Below are 22,965 nucleotides of genomic sequence, written 5' to 3'. Positions count from 1 at the left end.
TGTCGCTGGTGACGGCCGTTCCACGACCGGCCTGTCCAGTGCCTGCACTTGCGTCATCGTCTCGATCCCCTTCGAGCAAACGCAAAAAAGCCGCCGCGACGACCGTTGCGAAACGGTGCCGGACGGCGACTTTGCCTGAATTTTCGGTGGTGCCGGGTGCTACCTCGTTGCAGCGATCCGGCGGTCTAGTGAAAGCTGACGCGGATCGCGATTCGATGCAAGCCTTTTTTGCATCGCAGCGTAAATCAGGGCCGATTCGACCCTAACAGGTACGTTTCGAGCGCATCGGGATCGAAACTGCGCGCGTCGAAGAACCGGTCGGCACCCAGAATCAGTCTGCCCTGAGTCGTGCCCACGCCGAGCGAATCGGCAATGCCGCCCTCAAGCTTCGAGCTGGCGCCGGGCAACGGTACGCCGAGCGGGCGGAGCGCGGCGCGATAGACATCTGGCCGGAAGACATGCTGCGCCGCACGGTAATCCGCCTCATTGGGCTCGGTATGCCCCGCCAGGCACATCTGCGCATAAAGCCACGCCGCCTGGCTGACCCAGGGGAAGTTCGCCGCCTCGCGGTGCTGGAACATGAAGTCGGGCACATGGACCGCGGGGAAACCGCGCGCGAACAATATCTGGTCGGAAATGGCGCGGCGGATCAGTGCCGCGGACCCGTCGAGATATTCCGCCCGCGCAAGCACGTCGGCGATCTCGTCGAGGCGCGCCGGATCGACAAAGGCAATGCCCGCCCGGTACAAGGCGCGGATCAGGCGGTTGGTCAGGTCGGGGTCTTCCTCCATGCGCGCGGTGCGCATGGCGAGCACCTTCTCCACGCCGCGCAGCCAGATCTGCGAGGTGACCGCGACGATCACGCCTGCGCCGCGATCCACCGCGACGCTGTTCCATGGCTCGCCGACACAAATGCCGTCGACTTCGCCGCTCGCCAGCGCATCGGCGGCAAAGGGCGGCGCGACGGTGACGATCTCGACATCGCGGTCCGGGTCGATGCCGCAGCCGACCAGCCAGTAGCGCAGCATGTAGTCGTGGCTAGAATAGCGATGCACCACGCCGAAGCGCAGCCGCTTGCCGCCGTCCCGGACGACGGCCGCCAGCTTCGCGCCGATCGCCGTCACGTCGCCGGGCCGGCCGACCGTCGTGACCTGTTCGGCCAGGTCGGGCCGCAGGGTGATCGCATTGCCGTTCAGCCCCAGCACGAACGGTACCGAGATCGGCGTCGCCGGGCGGCCCAGCCCAAGCGTCGTCGCGATCGCCAGCGGCGCCAGCAGATGCGCGGCATCGCTATGGCCGTAGAGCAGCCGGTCGTTGACCGTCGCCCAGCTCATGTCGCGCACCAGGGTCAGGTCGATCCGCTCCTCCTCGGCGAAACCGAGCTCGCGCGCCAGGATCGGCAGGGCGGCGTCGACCAACGGCAGGAAACCGATGCGGAACGGCGTGTTGCTCATAGGTCCCCCATCAGCCGGTCGGCGGTGACGATCGCGTCGGCCACGTCACCGATCCGCCGGCCGCTATCCATCGCCGCCTTGCGCAGCGCGGCATAGGCAGCGGGCTCGTCGATCCCGCGTTTCTTCATCAGCAGCGCCTTGGCCTGGTCGATCGCCTTGCGCTCGGCCAGCGCACTGCGCGCCTCGTCAAGCTCGGTGCGCAGCCGCGAATAGGCACGGAAGCGCCGGATCGCCAATTCGAGCACCGGCCTGATCCGCTCCTTCTTCAGCCCGTCGACGACATAGGCCGAGACTCCGGCATCGATCGCTGCCTCCATGCCGGCGGTGTCGCTCTGGTCGACGAACATCGCGACCGGGCGCGCCATCGCCCGCGACAGCGCGAACAATTCCTCCAACTCGTCGCGGTGGGGATTGGCCAGGTTGATCAGTACGACGTCGGGCGCGAACGCCTCGAGCCGCGCGGCAATACCCAGCCGTTCGTTGAACAGCGCGACGTCGGTCAGGCCCGCATCGCGCAGGCCCTCCTCGATCACCGCGGCACGCGCGGCGCTTTCGTCGACGATCGCAATCCGCACCAGGACAGCCTTTCTTGCTGCGACGCGGCATAGACGGCGATGGGCAGTGAGTTCAACTGCCAGCCGCGCGTCGCCGGCGATGCCGACCGGTCTCGCAGCGGACCTAATGACGCCTTCCACCGAAAAAGCCGTTGGATTGCCGCTCCTTTCGATTGCGCAACCGGCCCGGTACCGCCTATTCTGTACCGAGCGGGCAAGAAAGGGAGACGCATCATGGCGACCGAGTTCATCCTGAACGGAGTCAAGACTTCGTTCGATGGCGATCCCGATACCCCGCTGCTCTGGGTATTGCGCGATCATCTGAGGCTCACCGGCACCAAATATGGCTGCGGGATCGCGCAATGCGGTGCCTGCACCGTGCATCTCGACGGCAAGAATCGTCGGTCGTGCGTGACGCCGATCGGCACGATCGCGGGCCGCAAGGTCGTGACGATCGAGGGCGCGACCGATGCGCGGTCGGAGGCAGTGAAGGCCGCCTGGGTCAAGATCGACGTGCCCCAATGCGGCTTTTGCCAGTCGGGCCAGGTCATGTCGGCGATCGGCCTGCTCACCGCCAAGCCCAAGCCGACCGACGCTGATATCGACCAGGGCATGGCCGGCAACATCTGCCGTTGCGCGACCTATGTCCGCATCCGCCAGGCGATCAAGGATGCCTCGAGCGCGATGGAGAAGAGCGCATGAACGCTTTTGTCCCCTCGCGCCGCGGCTTTCTGCAGTCGACCGGCCTCGTGCTCGGGCTCGCTCTGCCGGTGGGCCGCGGCCTCGCGGCGGCCGCGCCCGGCATGCCGTTCCAGCCCAATGCCTTCGTCAAGGTCACGCCCGACAATCTCGTGACCATCGTCATCAAGCATATCGAGTTCGGCCAGGGACCGGCCACCGGCCTCGCCACGCTCGCCGCGGACGAGATGGACGCGGACTGGGGGCAGGTGCGCATCGAACATGCCACCAATAACGACAAGCTCTACGCGAACCTGTTCTTCGGTACGATGGCGACGGGCGGATCGACCGCGATCGCCAACAGCTTCATGCAGATGCGCAGCGCCGGCGCCACCGCGCGCGCGATGCTGGTCGATGCGGCGGCGAAGCGCTGGAGCGTGCCCGCCGCCGAGGTGAAAGTGTCGAAGGGCGTGGTCATCAGCGGCAGCCACAAGGCGAGCTTCGGCGAGCTTGCGGCCGAGGCGGCGGCGATGACGCCGCCGGCCAAGCCGGTGCTCAAAACGCCCGACCAATGGACCCTGATCGGCACGGACGTGCCCAAGGTCGATTCGGCCATCAAGTCCAACGGCACGGCGATCTTCACGCTGGATATTGCCCGTCCGGACATGGTCCATGCCGTCATCCTCCATCCCCCCGCCTTTGGCGGCAAGGTGAAGTCGGTCGACGACGCGGCGGCGCTCGCCACCCCGGGCGTCGTCGGGGTCAAGACGATTCCCCAGGGCGTCGTGGTCTATGCCAAGGACAGTTATGCGGCGATGAAGGGCCGCAACGCGCTGAAGGTCGACTGGGATCTGGCTGCGGCCGAACTGCGCTCCAGCGAAGAACTGTTCCGCGCATACCGCGCCGAGGTCGAAAAACCGGGCGTCGAATATGAGAAGAAGGGCGATCCCGCCACGGCGCTGAAGGGCGCGGCGAAGACGATCGAGGCGACCTATCAGCTGCCCTATCTGGTCCACGCCCCGATGGAGCCGATGGACGCGGTGATGGAGGTCAAGGACGGTCGCCTCGATGTGTGGATGGGCTCGCAGTTCCAGGCGACCGAAACCAGCATCATCGCCGGCGTGCTCGGCATCCCGCCCGAAAAGGCGGTGCTGCATCAGCAATATGCCGGTGGCAGCTTCGGCCGCCGCACCACCTCCGACATGGCCTTCCCGCAAGAGGCCGGCGCCGTCGCCAAGGCCTGGGGCGCGGCATCGCCGGTCAAGTTCTTCTGGACGCGCGAGAATGATATCCGCGGCGGCTATTACCGGCCGATGACCGTTCACAAGCTGCGCGGCGGCATCGACGCCAGGGGCAATATCGTCGGTTGGGATCAGGTCATCGCCATCCAGTCCTTCGTCATCGGCACCGCAATGGAGAAGATGATCGTCAAGGACGGCAAGGACTCGACGATGACCGAGGGCGCGAGCGAGGGCAGTTACGACCTGCCCAATTTCCGCGTCGGTGCGCATCTGATGAAGAGCCCGGTCACCACCAACTGGTGGCGGTCGGTCGGTCATACGCACACTGCCTATGTCGTCGAGACCTTCATCGACGAACTGCTCGCGCTCGGCGGCAAGGATGCTGTCGAAGGGCGGCTCGAGCTGATGAAGGAGCCGCGCGAAAAGGCGGTGTTGCGGCGCGTCGCGGACATGGCGAAATGGGGCGGACCGGTCCCGGCCGGCCGCGCCCGCGGCGTCGCGACGCACAAGGCGTTCAATACCTATGTCGCGCAGGTCGTCGAAGTGTCGAAGGGCGCGGACGGCCTGCCCAAGGTGCACAAGGTGTGGTGCGCGGTCGATTGCGGCGTCGCGGTCAACCCCAATGTCATCCGCGCCCAGATGGAGGGCGGCATCGGTTTCGCGCTCGGCCATGCGCTCTATGCGGAGCTGGTGCTCGGCAAGGGCGGCACCGTCGCGCAGGGCAATTTCGACACCTATCGCAGCTTGCGCATCGGCGAGATGCCCGAGGTCGAGGTCGCGATCATCGCCTCCACCGAAGCACCGACCGGCGTCGGCGAGCCRGGCGTGCCGCCGCTTGCGCCCGCGGTCGCCAATGCCTGGCGCAAGCTCACCGGCAAGGCCGTGCGCAGACTTCCCTTCGCTCATGGAGAAAACGCATGAACCCGCGCCTTCTCGCCCTGGCGGTCACCATCGTAGCGCTGCCCGTCGCCATCATGGCCAAGGACGCGCCGGTCACGCTCAAAGCCCCGTCGGCCTTTGTCGGCATCGCGAATCAGGATGCCCGCTCGGTCGCTCTGTTCCGCGAGATGGGCAAGGTCATCCAGAGCCCGCGCTGCGTGAACTGCCACCCCCGGACCGATCGGCCGCTCCAGGGCGACGACATGCATCCGCACAGCCCGCCGATCGCCCGCGGCCCGTATAATTTCGGCGCATCGGGCATGGAATGCACCACCTGCCATGGTCGCGAGAATGTCGACTTCGCCAATGGCGAGGGCAGCATTCCGGGCAACCGCAAATGGGCGTTGGCGCCGATCTCGATGGCATGGGAAGGCAAGTCGCTCGCCGAGATCTGCGCGCAGATCAAGGATCCGGCGCGCAACGGCAACAAGACGCTCGAGCAGCTGATCGAGCATAATGGCACGGACGTGCTGGTCGGCTGGGGCTGGCACCCGGGCAAGGGCCGCACGCCCGCGCCCGGCACCCAGGCCGAGTTCGGCGCGCTGACCAGGGCATGGGTCGAAAGCGGAGCAAAGTGCCCGGCCGCATGAGCCGGGACTTCGAGACGATCCTGCTGGAGACCGATACGGACGGGATCGCCACGATCACGCTCGACCGGCCGGACAAGCTCAACGCCTTCAACAAGGCGATGCTCGACGATCTGCTCGCCGCCTTCGACGCGACCGATGCCGATGATGCCGTCCGGGCGGTGATCGTCACCGGTAGCGGCCGCGCCTACTGCGCCGGCGCCGATCTGTCGGTGGGCGGCGCGACCTTCGACTATGAGAAGCGCGGCGGTCGCTGGGCCGATGGCGAGTCGCCGGTCGATCCGGATGGCAGTATCGACTGGTCGAACCCGGCGGTGCGCGACGGCGGCGGCATGTTGTCGCTGCGCATCTTCGAGTCGCTTAAGCCCGTGATCGGCGCGATCAACGGCCCCGCGGTCGGGGTCGGCGCCACCATGACCCTGCCGATGGACTTCCGCCTGGCGAGCGACACCGCGCGATTCGGTTTCGTCTTCGCCCGGCGCGGGATCGTGCCGGAGGCGACCTCGACCTGGTTCCTGCCGCGTCTGGTCGGCATCGGCCAGGCGCTCGAATGGTGCTATTCGGCGCGTCTGTTCGACGCGGCCGAGGCACTGCGTGGCGGACTCGTCCGCAGTGTCCAAGCGCCCGACGACCTGCTCCCCGCCGCTCGCGCGCTTGCCCACGACCTGACCTCGGAGAGCGCACCGGTCTCCGTCTCGCTGATGCGCCGGATGCTCTGGGCCGGCCTCGGCGCGCAGCATCCGATGGACGCGCACCGCCTCGAAAGCCGGGTGATGTGGCTACGCGGCGCCAGCGCCGATGCGCGCGAGGGCGTGGGCGCATTCCTCGAAAAACGCCCCGCCGTCTTTCCCGATTCCGTGTCCGGCGCATGGGACGATTTCGCTGACTGGTTCGACCGCCCGCGTTACCGGTGACCTCCGCGCTGCTTGAAGCGCCACTCTTCGCGATTACCGACTATTGGAGACCTTGACAGGGCAACGGCAGCGCTCAATGGTAGCGCTATCAAGAACGTTGTTGAGCGGAGTGGGATGGCTGACGGGGGCTTTGCGGTGGCGGATGCGCTGCCAGCGGATTGGCGCGAGGGTTTGTTTGTCGGCCGCATCGCCAGCGCGGAGGGGCCGAGCCCGGTCCTGATCGCCGGCGGTGTCGCACATGACATGGCGAAAGTGGCACCGACGGTGTCGGCGCTGATCGAGGGCAAGGCCTTTGACGCGAGCGCCGGCGTGGCGCTGGGCGAGCTCGATTCGCTCGACCTCGGCACTGGCCCGGACGCGGCGCTGCGCCTGCTCAGCCCGATCGACCTGCAATGCGTGAAAGCGGCCGGCGTGACCTTCGCGGTCTCGGCGCTCGAGCGCGTGATCGAGGAGCGCGCGCGCGGCGACGCGGGTGCCGCGGCCGATGTCCGCGCCCGGCTCGAGGATATCATCGGCGGCAGCCTGCGCGCCGTCGTCCCCGGCTCGCCCGAGGCAGCCGCGATGAAGACCGCGCTGATCGAGGACGGTATGTGGTCGCAATATCTCGAGGTCGCGATCGGCCCGGATGCGGAGGTGTTCACCAAATCGCCGGTGCTCTCAACCATCGGCTATGGCGGCGAGATCGGGGTGCGCTCCGATTCGACCTGGAACAATCCCGAGCCCGAGATCGTGATGCTCGCCGATTCGACGGGTGCCGCGATCGGCGCGACGCTCGGCAACGACGTCAATCTGCGCGATTTCGAAGGCCGCTCGGCGCTACTGCTCGGCAAGGCGAAGGACAATAACGCGTCCTGCGCGCTCGGTCCGTTCGTGCGGCTGTTCGATAAGGGCTTCACCCTCGACGATGTGCGGGGTGCCGAAGTCGAGTTGCTGATCGAAGGTCCCGAGGGTTACCGCCTCACCGGCACCAGCTCGATGAACCAGATCAGCCGCGATCCCGAAGCGCTGCTCAGGCACACGATGAGCGAGCATCAATATCCCGATGGCTTCGTGCTGTTCCTCGGCACCCTGTTCGCGCCCACTCAAGATCGCGACGTGCCGAAGCACGGCTTCACCCACAAGGTGGGCGATGTCGTCACCATCTCGACGCCGCGCATCGGGCGCCTCGTCAACCGCGTGACCACGTCCAAGGCGGCACCGCCCTGGCAATTCGGCATTGGCGACCTGATGCGCAATCTCGCGCGTCGGGGCCTGCTGGCCGCATCATGACGCATATTCTGGAGACTGAATCCGTGCTGCAGGCAAAAGCCGCTGGCGCACCCCGCGCACTGTATCCCAGCCTCGCCGACAAGTGCGTCATCATCACTGGCGGCGGCAGCGGCATCGGCGAAGGCCTCGTCGAGGCATTCGTCGCGCAAGGGTCGAAGGTCGCGTTCGTCGATATCGCCGACGACGCCAGCCGGGCGGTGGTCGAGCGGCTGACCCCCGGCGCGAAGCACGCCCCGCTTTATCGCCATCTCGACCTGACCGACATCGCCGCGCTCAAGACCGTGATGGCTGAGCTGGAACAGGGCCTTGGCGGGGTCGATATCCTGCTCAACAACGCCGCCAACGACGATCGCCACACGATCGACGACGTTACCCCGGAATATTGGGACGAGCGCATGGCGGTGAACCTCCGCCATCAGTTCTTCGCGGCCCAGGCAGTAGTGCCGGCGATGAAGCGCGCGGGCGGCGGCGCGATCCTCAACTTCGGCTCGATCAGCTGGCATCTCGGCCTGAACGACCTGGTCCTGTACCAGACCGCCAAGGCAGCGATCGAAGGCATGACGCGCAGCATGGCGCGCGATCTCGGCCGCGCCAATATCCGCGTCAACACCATCGTGCCGGGCAACGTCCAGACGCCGCGGCAGGAGAAATGGTACACGCCCGAGGGCGAGGCGGAGATCGTCGCGGCGCAGTGCCTCGACGGCCGCATCCAGCCCGCCGACGTCGCCGCGCTGGTGCTGTTTCTCGCGTCCGACGATGCGAAGATGTGCACCGGTCACGATTATTTCGTCGATGCCGGCTGGCGCTGAGATGGTCGCAGGCTCGCCGCGCCGGGTCTGCAGCGTCGGGGCGACGCTGGGCGAAGGACCTGTCTGGGTCGCGCGGGAAAACGCGCTGTGGTTCGTCGATATCAAGGAGAAGCGGATCTACCGCTTCGATCCGGCGACCGGTGCGCTGAAGCATTGGGACGCCCCGTCGCAGATCGGCTGGGTCCTGCCGGAACAGGACAGCGGTTTCATCGTCGGCATGCAGCGCGGCGTGGAGCGATTCGACTCGGCGACCGGCGGCTTTACCCCGCTGCATAGGCCGGAAGCGCATCTGCCCGGCAACCGCCTCAACGATGCGACCACCGACGCGCGCGGCCGCATCCTGTTCGGCTCGATGGACGACAGCGAAGCCGATCTGAGCGGACGCCTCTACGCGCTCGACGCGAACGGCGTGGTCGATACCGGCCTGCCGCCGGTCTCGATCACCAACGGCCCGACCGTCTCGCCCGATGGCAGGACGCTCTATCACACCGATACGCTCGGCAAGATCATCCATGCGGTTGACGTCCATGACGACGGCTCGCTCGGGGCGATGCGCGTCTTCGCGACGATCGAGGAGGGCGCGGGCTATCCCGACGGCCCGGTCGTCGACAGCGAGGGTTGCGTGTGGACCGGCCTGTTTTTCGGCTGGGGCGTGCGCCGCTATGCGCCCGACGGCGCGTTGCTCGAGACGGTCAAGCTGCCGGTCTCGAACGTCACCAAGATCGCGTTCGGCGGTCCCGATCTGAAGACTGCCTTTGTCACGACCGCCCGCAAGGGGCTCGACGCGGAAGCGCTGGCGGGGCAACCTGAGGCAGGGGATCTGTTCGCGTTCGACGTCGCGGTGCCGGGGCTGCCGGTGACCGAGGCGTCACTTCGGGTCAGCGCATAACAAGTAGAACAGGAACGGAGAGGGACAAGACCATGGCAACACCAGAGGCGGGACGGGTCAATATGGCCTTTATCGCGCTGATCGTGGCGGTAGCGACGATCGGCGGATTCATGTTCGGCTATGACAGCGGTGTGATCAACGGCACGCAGGAGGGGCTGAACAAGGCCTTCGACCTGTCGAAGCTCGGCACTGGCCTCAATGTCGGTGCAATTCTGCTGGGCTGTGCCGCCGGCGCCTTCATCGCGGGTCGCCTCGCGGATGTCATCGGCCGCCGCGGCGTGATGATGATCGCCGCCGTTCTGTTCATCATCAGCGCGCTCGGTGCCGGTGCCGCTACCTCGTCGATCATGTTCATCCTCGCCCGGATCATCGGCGGCCTCGGCGTCGGCGCGGCCAGCGTGCTTGCGCCCGTCTATATCAGCGAGGTCGTGCCCGCGAACATCCGCGGCCGGCTGTCGAGCGTCCAGCAGGTGATGATCATCACCGGCCTGACCGGCGCCTTTTTCGCCAATTACGCGCTGGCGCACAGTGCCGGCGGCTCGACCCAGAATCTGTGGTTCGATTATCCGGCCTGGCGCTGGATGTTCTGGCTGCAGGTCATCCCGGCCGTGTTCTATCTCTTCACCTTGCTGCTGATCCCGGAAAGCCCGCGCTATCTGGCGATGAAGGGCCGCGATGCCGAGGCCGAAGTGGTGTTGACGAAACTGTTCGGCGCCGACGCCGCCCGCGCAAAAGTCGCCGAGATTCGCGACAGCCTCGCCGCCGATCATCACCGGCCGAAATTCGCCGACTTGCTCGATGCGAGCGGCAAGGTCCGCCCGATCGTCTGGGCCGGCATCGGCCTTGCCGTGTTCCAGCAGTTCGTCGGCATCAACATCGTCTTCTATTACGGGTCGGTGCTGTGGCAGCAGGTCGGCTATAGCGAGAATGACGCGCTGATCATCAACATCATCTCGGGGCTGGTTTCGATTGCCGCCTGCCTGGTGACGATCACCATCGTCGACAGGGTCGGCCGCAAGCCGCTGCTGCTGATCGGCTCGGTCGGCATGGCCGTCACACTCGCGCTGATGGCCTATGCCTTCTCGACCGCAACGGTCGGCGCACATGGTCCGGAGATGTCACCGATGATCGGCAAGATCGCTCTCGGCAGCGCGCTCGCCTACTCGTTCTTGTTCAACCTCAGCTGGGGCCCGATCATGTGGGTCATGCTGGGCGAGATGTTCCCGAACCAGATCCGCGGCTCGGGCCTTGCCGTCGCGGGCCTCGCGCAATGGGGCGCGAACTTCCTGATCAGCGTCAGCTTCCCCTGGATGGCGTCCAATATCGGCCTGCCGGTCACCTATGGCTTCTACGCCGCGAGCGCGTTCATCTCCTTCTTCTTCGTGAAGGCACTGGTGAACGAGACCAAGGGTCGCGAGCTGGAAGCGATGGAAGGCTGACATGATCGAGTTCTCGGGCGCGGGGTGGGCGCTGACGCTCCTCCCCGCGCTCGGGGGCGCGATCGGCAGCCTGAAATTCGAGGGCGCCGATATCCTGCGCCCCACGGCGGACGGCGTCACCGATCCGTTGCAGAGCGCCTGTTTCCCGCTCGTGCCCTATGCCAACCGCATCGCACGCGGGCGGTTTCGCTTCAGCGGGCGCAACATCGTCCTGCCGCTCAATTTCGGCGATCACCCCAACACCCTGCACGGTTTCGGCTGGCAGCGTCCGTGGAAGGTCGTGGAAGCAGGCTCCGCCCGGGCGCGACTCATCCATGTCCATGACGGGGGCGGTGGCTGGCCGTGGCGTTACCGCGCCGAGCAGGTGTTCAGCCTCGGCGAGGACGGGCTGTGCGTGACCCTGACGCTCGCCAACGCGTCGCGCGAGCCGATGCCGGCGGGGATCGGGCTGCACCCCTATTTCGCGATCCCGCCGGGGACGCGCCTGCGCCTCAACGCCGCCAGGCTATGGCTGACGGACGCCCTCCAGATCCCGAGCGAGGCCGTTGCCGCCGACCATTTCGGGGACTGGGCAGCCGGCGCCTCGATCTCCGACGCCGGTTTCATCGACCATAGCTATGAGCGATGGGACGGGCGTGCGACGCTCGACCGCGGCGACCATGTCGTCCGCCTGACTGCCAGGGGCGCGCGCGACCTGCATCTTTTCCACCCGGAAGGCGAGAGCTTCTGCTGTCTGGAACCGGTCAGCCATCTGCCCGACGCGTTCAACCGGCCGGGCGCGATGTTCGATCTGTTGCCGCCGGGTGGATCCCTGGTGCTGACGATGCGGATCGGCCTGGAACCTCACTGAAACTACCGCTTGCGCTCGCGCTACAAATGTAGCACGCTACATTTGTAGCCAATGAGGTAAGCCATGCTTTCGCAATTGCCGCCCCGCGAGCGCCAGATCGTCGACCTGCTCTATCAAGGGGGCGCGAGGACCGTCTCGGAAATCTGCGATGCATTGCCGGACCGGCTTACGGGGTCGGCGGTGCGCGCGATGCTGAAGCGGCTTGAAGACAAGGGCTTCGTGCACCGCGAGGAGAGCGACCGGGGATTTGTCTTCTCGCCGACCTTGCCCGACACCCAGGCGCGGCGGACCGCGCTCAGCCAGGTGGTGCGCACCTTCTTCAACGGATCGCCGGTCAGTGCCGCCAGCGCGCTGCTGGGCATGGCGCAGCAGCCCGATGCGCGCGAGCTCGACGCTCTCGAGGCGATGATCGCCGAAGCGCGACGGGCGCAGGGCCGGGGGGAATAACGATGGCCGTGCTGCTCCTCGCGCTCAAATCGCTGCTGGTCGCGGCAGCGACGCTGTTGCTGTTGCGCCTGACTCATCGCCGCTCGGCCGCCGAGCGATCGACCATCGCGCATCTCGGATTGTTCGCGCTGGTCGCGCTGCCGCTTGCGGGCCTGGCGCTGCCGTCGCTGTCCTTGCCATTGCCCGAGTCCGTGGCGGGCTTCGTCGAGGCCACGGCGCCACCCGGCATCGCGGCCCCACAAGCCGCACTGACCAGCGGGAGGGCCGTCCCCTCTCAGGCAGAACAGCAGGCCAAAGCCATATCTGAACAGCCTTCGCGGTTCGGCGACGCCGTGATGGTCATGGCGCGGCATGCCTATCTGGTGCCAACCGCGGCATTGCTGCTGCTCACTATTGCTGCGTTGTTTCGCCTGGTCGGACTGCGCGAGCGTGCGGAAGTGCTGGTCGAGCCCGAATGGCTGGCCGCGCTTGCCCGGGCGCAGCGGCGGATGGGCTTCAAGAGCGGCACGGCGCTGCTCAGAAGCAACGAGCTTGCCTCGCCGATCAGCTGGGGCCTGATGCGCCCGACGATCCTGCTCAGCGACGCCGCGGCCCGCGCGCCGGAACAGGCCGAGGCGATCATCGCGCACGAGCTCGCGCATGTCGTCCAGCTCGATTGGGCCAAGCTGATGCTCGCCCGTGTCGCCACCGCCGCCTTCTGGTTCAATCCGCTGGCATGGGTGCTGGCGCGCGAGGCGCATCAGCTGCGCGAAGAAGCGGCGGACGATGCCGTGCTCGCGGCCGACATCGACGGGCCCGACTATGCCGAGCTGCTGATCGGTGTCGCCCGCCACGAATGCCGGGGCGTGCTGCTCGGCGCGCACGGCGTCGCGCCGGCGAAGAATTCATTGCGCCGCCGCGTGGCGCGGGTGCTCGACGTCAGCCCGGCGCGCCAGCCTTCGGGCAAGTCGTGGGTGGCGGGGTTCGCTGCGGGCATGCTCACCATGGCCGCGCCGCTTGCCGCGGTGACGTTCGCGCCGAGCCAGGCCGCCTCGACCGCGTCCGAATCGGCACATACCGCGACCATCGCGTCGGCTCCTGCTCCCGCTTCCGCTACTGGCCGTGCGTTGGTTGAGACAAGCCCTGCGCTGCAAGTGGCCCTGCAGGAGAAACTGTCCGCTCGCGCCGTCGCGGCTTCACAAACCGGCTCGTCCGATCGCGGTTCTCAAGGAGTGGATGTCGACCAGATCATCGCGATGCGCGCCGTCGGCGTCACGCTCGACTATAAGCGCGCCATGGCGCAGGCGGGCTGGCCCGACCTCACGCCCGACCAGCTGGTGCAGGCACGATCGCTGGGCGTCACGCCCGATTATGTCCGCGACATGCGCGCTGCGGGATTGTCGGGGACCTTCGAGCAATTGCTCGGCGCGCGGGCTCTCAGGATCGATCCCGCCTATATCGGCGCGATGCGCAAGCTCGGCGTCAACGGCTCGCTCGACGACTATCAGGGCATGATCAGCCTCGGCGTCACGCCCCAATATGTGCGCAAGCTCAGGGCGCGCGGGATCGACGTCACCTCGCCCGACAAGCTGACGGGGCTGAAAGCCGTAGGCTTCGACCCCGATAGGGAGAGCGACGACCCGTAACGAGCTCGTAACGGCCACCCGCCTCCGCCCCACCGCACGTCCAGAAATCGCACTGCCCGAACGCCCCCTTCCGGGGCGAAGGGCACCGCTTTGCCCTCACCAGGAGACCCTGCCATGCTTCGTTCCCTGCTCGCGTCCGCGATGCTGCTTGCCTGCTGCGCATCCGCCGCCCCGCCAGCCACGATTGATCGCCTCCATTTCGAGATGCATCCTGGCGGCGCCTCCGACATCGAACTGCGCGTCGAGCGCCATGCCGGGCGGCAACAGCGCAACAACTGGTCCCAGTCGCTGCCGCTGTCCGACCTGGATGGTTTGGCGCGTGACGCCTTCGACCGCGGCGGCCGCGTCCAGTTTCGCCTGGTGCGTCCTGCAGGCACGCTTTCATGCGAAGGGCTCAGCCATGATCGCCGCGCGGACGGCACCTGCTCGCTGGCCCCGAACGCCGCCTTTGCCGATCGGCTCGCGGCGCGCGGCATCGCCCGGCCGAACGGCGAGCAGAGCTTCGTTCTCATTATGAGTGGCGTGTCGTTTGACGTGCTGGATGCGTTGCACGCCGAGGGCTGGGCAACGCCCACGCTCGACGAAATGGTCCAGCTCGGCATCTTCCATATCACCGCGGACCTGGTGCGCGGCTTCGCGAACACGGGTTACAAGGGCGGTGCGATCGAAACGCTCGTCGCGTTCAAGATCCACGGCGTGACGCCCGACGCGATCCGGGAATATGCCCGGCTCGGGTTCGACCGGATCGGCCGGGACAATCTGCTCGCCTTTCGCATTCACGGCGTCACACCCGATTATGTGCGGTCGATGCGCGCCCTCGGCCTGCGTGACCTCACCCCCGAGACGCTGATCCAGATGCGCATCTTCGGCGTCACGCCCGACTATGTCCGTGCCTTTGGCCAGGACGGGGGGAGGGACCTCGAGGCCCGCGACCTGATCAAATTGCGGATCGCGGGTGTCGGCCCCCGCAAGCGGGGGGCCGGCAAATGAGCCGCGCACCTTCGAATCCCCGGCGTCGTATGACGTTGACGGCCCGTCGTGCCGGCGAATGGCTGGCGGTATCGGCGACGCTGCTCGCGCCGGTTTCGGCGAAGGCGCAGGTCGATCCGGCCAGCCCCGCCAATAGCGAGCCCGCGCCCACCAGCGCGAAGATCTTCACGCCGGCCGACTTCGCGCGCTTCGCGCCCAGGACTGCCTATGACATGCTGAATCAGGTGCCGGGTTTCACCATTCGCAGCGCCGACGACACGCGCGGACTGGGCGAGGCTTCGGAGAATGTGCTGATCAACGGCCAGCGCGCCACCGACAAGACCGGCGGGGCCATCGCGCAGCTGCAGAAGGTGCCCGCCGACGACGTCGAACGCATCGAGATCAAGGAAGCCGCTTCGCTCGGCATCGCCGGTCTCACCGGGCAGATCGCCGATGTGATCCTCAAGGCCAACCGCAAGGCCAGCGGCAATTACAGCTGGAATCCGCAGCTGCGTCTCCATTACGCGAAGCCGCGCTGGCTCGCCGGATCGGTCAGTTATAGCGGGACGAGCGGCGCGCTCGGCTATACGCTGTCCGTGGAGAACAGCCCCGGCCGCGGGGCGATGGGTGGGGACGACTATCGAATCCTGTCGTCGACCGGCGCGCTGGTGGAGACGCGTGACCAAGTTTACTGGAACAGTTTCGATCAGGCGAAGGTCTCCGCCATCCTCAAATATGGCGGCAACGGCCCGATCCAGGCAAACCTCAATCTCGCCTATAACCCCTATTGGAATCGCGGCGACAATTTCCAGCGGCGCGTGCGCGTCGACGGTGACGATAACGACTGGGACAATCGCCGCCGCACCTATGGTTTCCAATATGACGTGAGCGGCGACATCTCGGTGCCGCTGGCCGGCGGCCGGCTGAAGCTGATCGGCCTGCGCCACTTCGAGCATGCGCCGGCGACCTATGACCAGCGGACCGACTATGACAGCGGGGCGCCCTCGACCGGCACGCGCTACGGCCAGGATTCGAAGACGGGCGAAACGATCGGCCGGCTGGAATATCGCTGGAAAGGCGGTGCCAACAACTGGACCGTTTCACTCGAGCGTGCCGACAACCGCCTCGCGCAGACCAGCACGCTGGCGAGCCTGAGGCCGGACGGCAGCTATGCCGATATCCCCTTTCCGCAGGGCAGCGGGATCGTCGTCGAAAAGCGCTATGAAGGCATCGTTGCTCTGAGCCGCCCGCTGACTGGCACTCTCGATCTGCAACTGGCCGGCGGCGCCGAATATTCGGAGCTGGCCGATTTGGGCAGCACCGAGCCGGCACGTCGTTTCTTCCGGCCGAAAGGCAGCGCCTCGTTCGCCTGGCGCCCCGCCAGGGGCTGGGATGCGAGCCTCAAGGTCGAGCGCAAGGTCGGCCAGATCAGTTTCTACGATTTCCTCGCCAACCAGGACATCACCAATAATCGTGAGAACGACGCCAATCCCAATCTCGTGCCGCCGCAAAGCTGGGAAGCGACCGGGGAGGTCGCCCGGAATTTCGGGCGGTGGGGCAAGACACGGCTCAAGCTCTACCATTATTGGGTCCAGGACATTGTCGACCACATACCGGTGGGCGTGGACGGAGATGCGGTCGGCAACCTGCCGAGCGCGACCCGGCTCGGCATCGAGAGCATCAGCACGATCCAGTTCGACCCGCTGGGCTGGAAGGGGGCCAAGCTCGATGCGGAGTTAGGCTTGGAGCGGAGCCGCGTGCGCGACCCGCTGACCGGCACCGAACGCGTGATCAGCAACACGCGCGATCGCTGGGCCGAACTGACGCTGCGCCACGATGTTCCCGGCACGCAGTTCGCGTGGGGCGGCGGCCTCTCGTTCCAGCATTATGGGCTTGCCTACTATCTCGACGAGATCAACCAGAACTGGGAGGGCCCCTATGCCAGCGCATTCGTCGAGCTGAAGGATGTGAAGGGCCTCAAGGTGAACTTCCAGGTCTTCAACCTCAACAACGGCCATGTCCGCAATTACCGCACGGTCTATTCCGGCCGTCGCAACGGTGCGCCGGTGAGCTTCTTTGAACGTCAGCATCAGCGCGTCGGGCCGATCTTCACGCTGTCGGTTCAAGGGAGCTTCTAGCGGGATGGCCGTGCCGATGTCGCCGCATGAAACGCCGTCGCAGCATCAATACTGACTTACTCAACAGTCAGTATTGACATCGCCTCCCGCTATGTCATGGTCCCCACGTTCGCGGACCAGCGTCACCAAGACGCGGCAGCGACAAGGAGGGGACATGAACCGCTTTGCCTATACGTCGTCGCTGCTCGCGCTCATCGTCGCGGGTGCTCCCGCCGCAGCGCAGACCAGCGCCGCGCCTGATTCGACCAGCCAGAACGGAGGCGCGGCCGATCCCAACGACATCGTCGTCACCGCCACCCGCCGCAACGAGCGGCTGCAGGACGTGCCGCTCAGCGTGACGGCGTTCTCGCAGGAGGAACTGACTCAGAAGGGCATTGTCGGCTTCGAGGGCATCGCGCGCGAAACCCCGGGCGTCGTGCTCAACCAGGCGAGCGACAATAATGCCCGCTTCACCGCGCGTGGCATCTCCACCAATGGCTGGGGCGCCGGGCTGCAGACCACCACCACCATCTATCTCGACGAGCTGCCGCTCAGCACGATCGGCAACACGGTGACGCTCAGCCCCAATCTCTACGATATCGAGCGGGTCGAGTTCCTGCGCGGGCCGCAGGGCACGTTGTTCGGCTCGGGCTCGCTGTCGGGCGCGCTGCGCATCCTGACGAAAAGCCCGAACCTCACCAAATATGATGCGTCCGCCCTGGTCGATATCGGCCTCACGCCCGACGGCGGCGGCATCCGCCAGCGCTATAACGGCATGGTCAACGTGCCGCTGGTCGATGACAAGCTCGGGCTGCGCGTCGTCGGCTATTACCGGAACGAGGAAGGCTATGTCGACAATCTCGGGACGGGCGTGAAGAATGCCAACACGCTGAAGGACTGGGGCGGCCGCGCCACCCTGCTCTGGAAGCCGACCGACCGGCTGAGCATCAAGCTGCTAGGCTCCTATGAGAAGAGCGAGCCGCAGGATTCGGCGCTGACCTCGCCGTCGCTCGGCGACCGCAAGCGCTACAGCTCGATCCCCGATCGCTATACCTCGATCACGCAGGTCTATAACGGCACGATCGACTATCAGTTCGACGGCGCCCACCTGACCAGCTCCTCGACCTATTCGATCGCCGATGGCGATTTCGACGTCGATCTCGCCGGCACCTTCGCCACGGGCGTGCCCATTGCCCAGGCCATCCCCTTCTATCTCGACGACGATTATCGCCAGAAGACCTTCGTCCAGGAAACGCGGATCGCCTCCGATGCGGGCGGGAAATTCGACTGGGTGGTCGGCGGCTTCTACCTGCACCGCAATCTCGACCTGAACGGACGCGACCTGTCGAGCGCGTCCTTCCTCGCCGCCCGCCGCATCACCGGCCTGCCCGGTACGACCTTCGCTTCTTTCGGCAGTGTCTCGCGCACCTATGAACTCGCCGGTTTCGGGGAGATCAGCTATCATCTGACGGACACGCTCACCGCGACCGGCGGCGCGCGCTATGGCAAATATGGCGGTACGGTCGATACCAAGCCCGGCTTCAACACCGCCTATTTCACCTATGCGCTGTTCGGCATCGCCGGGCCGCTCGCACTGGTGCCGAATGGGGCGGCGACCGCGCGCTACCCCTCGGCGAGCAAGGCGTCGTGGAAGGCGAGCCTCAGCTACAAGCCGTCCCGCAACCTGACGACCTACGCCACCGTCTCCACTGGTTATCGCACGCCGGTCTATAACGGGCGCGCGGGCAGCGTCAGCGCCGTCGATCCGACCGACCTCGTCATCCCGGCGGGGGCGGGCTCGGACAATCTCATCAATTACGAACTCGGCCTGAAGGGCCGCTTCCTCGGCGGCAAGCTGACCGCGAACCTCGCCGCTTATTATATCGACTGGCGCAACATCCAGGTTCAGGCCAATCGCCAGTCGGATTCGGTCCAGTTCGCCACCAATGTCGGGCGGGCGTCGAGCAAGGGCATCGAGGCGGAGATCACCGTCGCGCCGTTCAAGGGGCTGTTGTTCGGCCTGAACGGCTCGCTCAACGAAGCCAAGGTGACCGAGCTTTCAAAGCAGGAAGCAGCGATTTCGGGCGCGGTGAACGGTTCCCGCCTCGCCTCGCCGCACGTGCAGGGGTCGTTCTTCGGCGCCTATAATTACGACATGGGCAGCGGCGCCAGGGGCTTTACCAGCTTCCAGCTCCAGCATGTCGGGTCCTTCCCCAACGGCTTCCCCAACACGCCGGGCAAGCCGGGGGTGCTGAGCCCGCTCTACGACAATACCGACGCCTATACCTATCTCAACCTGCAGACCGGCATCACGCTCAAGGATCTGTCGGTGACCTTCTATATGGAGAATGTCGGGAACAGCCGCGCGACCACCTACATCCATCCCGAGGCGTTCGTGTACAGCCGCTACGCGATCGTCCGCCCGCGGACGTTCGGCGTGCGGATCGGCTATAATCTGTGGTGATCGCGAAAGGGCCGCTCCTGCGCTCGGCGGCGATCGCCTCGCTGTGCCTCGCCGTCACCGCCGCGGCGGGCGCGCCCGGCGATGCGGCACGGGTCGGCATTCGCCAGGGCATGCTCCAGGGCATGGCCGATCCCGCCGGGAAGGTGGTTGCCTTCAAGGGCATCCCCTATGCCAAGCCGCCGACGGGCGCGCTGCGCTGGCGACCGCCCGCTCCGGCGCCCGGCTGGCAGGGCGTCCGCGATGCGCGGTCGTTCGGCCATGCCTGTCTTCAGCCGCCACAGTCGCCGACCGGCCTCTATTCGGGCGGCATGGTCGCGACGAGCGAGGACTGTCTTACGCTCAACGTCTGGGCGCCGGCCGGTGCCCGCAAGCTGCCGGTGATGGTGTGGATTCATGGCGGGGCCTTGTCGGGGGGCAGCAGCTCCGAGCCGCTCTATGACGGCGCGAAACTGGCGCGGCAGGGCATCGTGCTTGTCTCGATCAACTATCGGCTCGGCCTGCTCGGCTATCTGGCGCATCCGGCGCTGAGCGCTGAATCGCCGCGGCACCTTTCCGGCAACTACGGCCTGCTCGACCAGATCGAGGCGCTGCGCTGGGTGCGGGCCAATATCGCCGCGTTCGGGGGCGATCCCGGCCGGGTCACCATCGCCGGAGAATCGGCCGGCGGCCTCAGCGCCATCGCCCTGCTGGCCAGCCCGGCGGCGCGGGGCCTGTTCGCCCGGGCGATCGTGCAGAGCGGCTATATGCCCTCCTATCGCGCGCTGCATGCGGAAACGCGCGGCCTGCCCTCCGCCGAGGCGGCGGGCACGGCGCTGGCCAAGGCCGCCGGGGCGTCGGATGCTGCGGCCCTTCGCGCGGCCGATCCCGCTGTCCTGTTCAAGGCCGGCCTCGCGACCGGCTGGCAACCCGAGCCGGTGATCGACGGCACCCTGCTGAAGCGCCAGCTCGCCGATACTTTCGCGCGCGGCGAACAGGCGAAGGTGCCCGTCCTCGCCGGCTTCAACGAAGGCGAGATCCGCTCGCTGCTCTTCCTGATGCCCAGGGCGCCCGACAGCCAGGCCGCCTATGTCGCCGATGTGCGGCGCCGTTTCGGTGCGGCGGCCGACGCTTATCTCGCCGTCTATCCCGGGGCCGATCCGAGGGCGGACGTGATGGCGTCGGTCCGCGACGGCCTGTACGGCTGGGCCGCCCAATATCTGGTGCGGCAACAGGCGGCGGCCGGGCAGCCCGCCTATCTCTATTTCTTCCGGCACAGCACCCCGGCACAACGCGCCCGCGATCTCGCTGCCTTCCATGCCAGCGAGCTGCCTTATATCTTCGGCCAGGTCGGTCCATCGGCCACGCTCGGCCCGAACTGGCCGCGCCCGCCGCTGACGGAGTCGGAGGCGCGCTTGTCGGATGCGATGATGCGCTATTGGGTCTCGTTCGTCCGTGCCGGCGTCCCGGCGGCGCCGGGTGCGGTGCCGTGGCCCCGCTACACCGCCCGCCGACCCTTCTATCTCGATATCGACGACCGTCCTTCCGCCGGGCGCCGCCTCCAGCCCGCGGCCTTTGCCTGGGCCGATGCGCTGGTCGCACGGCGGCTGCGGGAGGGGCGCGGCTGGCGGTACGATATCGGCTTCTCGGCCTTTCCGGCGCAGGCGGCGAACCGCGGCGGCGGCGTTGACGCGCCTGCCGCACCCCGGCAACCAGAGTCACGATGAGCAATACCGATCAAGCCATGCTGGAAGGCGAGCCGGCCCCGCGCGCGCGCAATCACAAGGCCCGCGTGCGCGAGGCGTCGATGGAGCGCATCCTCGACGCCGCCGAGCAGCTGTTCGCCGAATTCGGCTATCACGGCGTCACCCTGAAGGACGTCGCCGCGCGGGTCGGGGTCAGCTCGACGCTGATCCATTATCATTTCAACGGCAAGGAAAGCATCTACGAGGCGGTCTGGGCGCGCAAGGCGCCGATCTCGGCGCGCAACCGGCTCGAGGCGATGCGGCGCTATGCCGAGGAAATGGGCGACAAGGTCACGGTCGAGGGCGCGCTGCACGCCTGGATCGATGCCGACCTCAACGTCCAGATCGACGATGCGGAACAATGGATCGCGTTCGGCAAGATCGCCGCCCAGGCCAACAGCGCCACGGATTGGGGCGCGGGCAAGATGACCAAATATTTCAACCCCGTCGTCCTCGCGCTGATCGACCTGCTCAAGAAAGCGATGCCCGATTGCGACGAGGAAACGATCTTCTGGGGCTATCACTTCGTCTCGGGCGCGATGACGCACAACATGGCGCGCACCGGCCGGCTCGACCAGCTGTCGCACGGCCTGTGCTCGTCCAATGATTTCGAATCGATCAAGCGGCATATGGCGAAGTTCATGGCCGCGGGGTTCCATGCCATCTGCCAGAAGCCGGCAACCGGGAAAGGATCGGAATGACGACCAGGCGCGACGTGCTGGCAGGGCTGGCGGCGGCCACGGCGGTCGGCGTCTCGCCGGCCCGCGCGGCGACGCTGCGCGCGATGCCGAAGGGGTTCCTCTGGGGCGCGGCGATCTCGGCGCACCAGAGCGAAGGCAATGACGTGAATTCCGACAGCTGGCTGCTCGAGAACCTGGCCGAGACGGTCTACAAGGATCCGTCGGGCGATGCCTGCGACAGCTATCACCGCTATGATCAGGATTTCGCGATCGCCCGGTCAATCGGGCTGAATTGCTACCGCTTCGGCGTGGAATGGGCGCGGATCGAGCCCGAAGCCGGGCATTTCTCCCAGGCCGAGCTGGATCATTATAGCAAGGTGCTCGCCTCGTGCCGCGCGCACGGCCTGTTGCCGATCGTCACCTATAATCATTTCACCGTGCCGCTCTGGTTCGCCAAACGCGGCGGGTGGGAGGCCCCCGACAGCGCCGAGCTGTTCGCCCGTTTCTGCGAACGCACGACCCGCGCGCTGGGCGACCAGATCGGCATGGCGTCCCCGTTCAACGAAGCGAATATCCACCTGCTCGCCAAGCTGCTGCGCATGGGCGCCACGCCCGAATACCGGGCGAAGCGCACCGCGATGATCGCCGCCGCCGCCCGTGCGACCAATTCCCCCGGCTTCTCCTCGATCCTGTTCGCTGACCCGGACCGGATCGATGCGCATCTGCTCGAGGCGCATGCCAAGGCCTATCAGGCGATCAAGGCCGGCCCCGGCGACTTCCCCGTCGGCGTTACTCTGTCGACTCAGGCGATCGAGCCGGTCGGCGAGAACAGCCTCGCCCCGCGCATCGAGGCGATGGTGTATGGCGACTGGTGGGATGCGGTGAACGCCAGCGATTTCGTCGGGGTGCAGACCTATACAAGGGTCCGGCTCGACGCGAAGGGTGTGGTGCCGCCACCGCCCGGCACGGAGATGACCGCGGCGGGCTATGAATATTATCCGCAGGCGCTCGGCCACACCATCCGCCTCGCCGCGCGCAAGACGAAGAAACCGATCTTCGTCACTGAAAGCGGCATCGCCACCGACGACGACACCCGCCGTATCGCCTGGCTCGACGACAGCCTCGCCGAGGTCCGGAAATGCCTCGACGAGGGCATCGACGTGAAAAGCTATATCTACTGGTCGCTGCTCGACAATTTCGAATGGACTCAGGGCTATGGCCAGCATTTCGGCATGGTCGCCGTCGACCGCCAGACCTTTGTGCGCACGCTGAAACCCAGCACGCGGCACTTTGCGAGCCTCATCCGCGGCCGGTAAGGG

Annotated in this window: 19 protein-coding genes; 17 read left to right on the top strand and 2 right to left on the bottom strand. The window is 66.7% G+C overall.

The features are described from left to right. Positions 1 to 245 precede the first annotated feature (245 nt). Both AC1DX5_RS02465 and AC1DX5_RS02460 read right to left on the bottom strand, forming a co-directional pair. Complete coding sequence (locus AC1DX5_RS02465; RefSeq protein WP_478014014.1) at positions 246 to 1,454, bottom strand: ABC transporter substrate-binding protein; 1,209 nt, start codon at positions 1,452 to 1,454, stop codon at positions 246 to 248. Then, complete coding sequence (locus AC1DX5_RS02460) at positions 1,451 to 2,029, bottom strand: ANTAR domain-containing response regulator (protein ID WP_478014013.1); 579 nt, start codon at positions 2,027 to 2,029, stop codon at positions 1,451 to 1,453. Before AC1DX5_RS02460 ends, AC1DX5_RS02465 begins: the two co-directional genes overlap by 4 nt. Positions 2,030 to 2,242: 213 nt before the next feature. Between AC1DX5_RS02460 and AC1DX5_RS02455 the strand changes: the two genes are divergently transcribed. From AC1DX5_RS02455 to AC1DX5_RS02375, 17 genes are all read left to right on the top strand, one after another. After that, complete coding sequence (locus tag AC1DX5_RS02455) at positions 2,243 to 2,710, top strand: (2Fe-2S)-binding protein (protein ID WP_465175573.1); 468 nt, start codon at positions 2,243 to 2,245, stop codon at positions 2,708 to 2,710. Then, positions 2,707 to 4,848, top strand: coding sequence for a xanthine dehydrogenase family protein molybdopterin-binding subunit (locus tag AC1DX5_RS02450; protein WP_478014012.1), 2,142 nt, complete (start codon positions 2,707 to 2,709; stop codon positions 4,846 to 4,848). The genes AC1DX5_RS02455 and AC1DX5_RS02450 overlap by 4 nt, the downstream gene beginning before the upstream one ends. Then, positions 4,845 to 5,456, top strand: coding sequence for an Isoquinoline 1-oxidoreductase subunit (locus AC1DX5_RS02445; RefSeq protein ID WP_478014011.1), 612 nt, complete (start codon positions 4,845 to 4,847; stop codon positions 5,454 to 5,456). Before AC1DX5_RS02450 ends, AC1DX5_RS02445 begins: the two co-directional genes overlap by 4 nt. Beyond that, on the top strand, positions 5,453 to 6,367 hold the full coding sequence (locus AC1DX5_RS02440) for a crotonase/enoyl-CoA hydratase family protein (protein ID WP_478014010.1): 915 nt from the start codon (positions 5,453 to 5,455) through the stop codon (positions 6,365 to 6,367). Before AC1DX5_RS02445 ends, AC1DX5_RS02440 begins: the two co-directional genes overlap by 4 nt. Positions 6,368 to 6,481: 114 nt before the next feature. Beyond that, positions 6,482 to 7,636 (top strand): fumarylacetoacetate hydrolase family protein, encoded by a 1,155-nt coding sequence (locus tag AC1DX5_RS02435; RefSeq protein ID WP_478014009.1) that lies wholly within the window; start codon positions 6,482 to 6,484, stop codon positions 7,634 to 7,636. Then, on the top strand, positions 7,633 to 8,445 hold the full coding sequence (gene xylB, locus AC1DX5_RS02430; protein ID WP_478014008.1) for a D-xylose 1-dehydrogenase: 813 nt from the start codon (positions 7,633 to 7,635) through the stop codon (positions 8,443 to 8,445). The genes AC1DX5_RS02435 and xylB overlap by 4 nt, the downstream gene beginning before the upstream one ends. Before the next feature lies 1 nt (position 8,446). Further along, on the top strand, positions 8,447 to 9,334 hold the full coding sequence (locus AC1DX5_RS02425; RefSeq protein WP_465171719.1) for an SMP-30/gluconolactonase/LRE family protein: 888 nt from the start codon (positions 8,447 to 8,449) through the stop codon (positions 9,332 to 9,334). Continuing rightward, positions 9,331 to 10,773 (top strand): sugar porter family MFS transporter, encoded by a 1,443-nt coding sequence (locus AC1DX5_RS02420; RefSeq protein WP_478014035.1) that lies wholly within the window; start codon positions 9,331 to 9,333, stop codon positions 10,771 to 10,773. Before AC1DX5_RS02425 ends, AC1DX5_RS02420 begins: the two co-directional genes overlap by 4 nt. A gap of 1 nt (position 10,774) precedes the next feature. Beyond that, entirely contained in the window at positions 10,775 to 11,623 is an 849-nt protein-coding gene (locus AC1DX5_RS02415; RefSeq protein ID WP_478014007.1) for an aldose 1-epimerase, read from the top strand. Between the two features lie 63 nt (positions 11,624 to 11,686). Next, positions 11,687 to 12,070 (top strand): BlaI/MecI/CopY family transcriptional regulator, encoded by a 384-nt coding sequence (locus AC1DX5_RS02410; RefSeq protein WP_478014006.1) that lies wholly within the window; start codon positions 11,687 to 11,689, stop codon positions 12,068 to 12,070. Positions 12,071 to 12,072: 2 nt separating this feature from the next. After that, positions 12,073 to 13,695 carry a M56 family metallopeptidase gene (locus AC1DX5_RS02405; protein WP_478014005.1) on the top strand — a complete coding sequence of 541 codons (1,623 nt, stop codon included), beginning with the start codon at positions 12,073 to 12,075 and terminating at the stop codon, positions 13,693 to 13,695. A 114-nt stretch (positions 13,696 to 13,809) separates the two neighbouring features. Then, positions 13,810 to 14,685, top strand: coding sequence for a hypothetical protein (locus tag AC1DX5_RS02400; RefSeq protein ID WP_478014004.1), 876 nt, complete (start codon positions 13,810 to 13,812; stop codon positions 14,683 to 14,685). Positions 14,686 to 14,714: 29 nt separating this feature from the next. Then, complete coding sequence (locus AC1DX5_RS02395) at positions 14,715 to 16,802, top strand: TonB-dependent receptor plug domain-containing protein (protein WP_478014003.1); 2,088 nt, start codon at positions 14,715 to 14,717, stop codon at positions 16,800 to 16,802. Positions 16,803 to 16,956: 154 nt separating this feature from the next. After that, positions 16,957 to 19,245, top strand: a complete 2,289-nt coding sequence (locus tag AC1DX5_RS02390; protein WP_478014002.1) for a TonB-dependent receptor — start codon at positions 16,957 to 16,959, stop codon at positions 19,243 to 19,245. Beyond that, on the top strand, positions 19,239 to 20,948 hold the full coding sequence (locus AC1DX5_RS02385) for a carboxylesterase/lipase family protein (RefSeq protein ID WP_478014001.1): 1,710 nt from the start codon (positions 19,239 to 19,241) through the stop codon (positions 20,946 to 20,948). The genes AC1DX5_RS02390 and AC1DX5_RS02385 overlap by 7 nt, the downstream gene beginning before the upstream one ends. Next, positions 20,945 to 21,667: a TetR/AcrR family transcriptional regulator gene (locus AC1DX5_RS02380; RefSeq protein ID WP_465171727.1), complete on the top strand. Its 723-nt coding sequence runs from the start codon at positions 20,945 to 20,947 to the stop codon at positions 21,665 to 21,667. The genes AC1DX5_RS02385 and AC1DX5_RS02380 overlap by 4 nt, the downstream gene beginning before the upstream one ends. Further along, positions 21,664 to 22,962, top strand: a complete 1,299-nt coding sequence (locus tag AC1DX5_RS02375; protein ID WP_478014000.1) for a glycoside hydrolase family 1 protein — start codon at positions 21,664 to 21,666, stop codon at positions 22,960 to 22,962. Before AC1DX5_RS02380 ends, AC1DX5_RS02375 begins: the two co-directional genes overlap by 4 nt. The last annotated feature ends 3 nt before the right edge of the window (positions 22,963 to 22,965 follow it).

It is taken from the genome of Sphingomonas sp. P2_B6, assembly GCF_056404755.1.
Note: the sequence above shows the minus strand (reverse complement) of the source record. Positions and strands in the feature narration are given on the sequence as shown.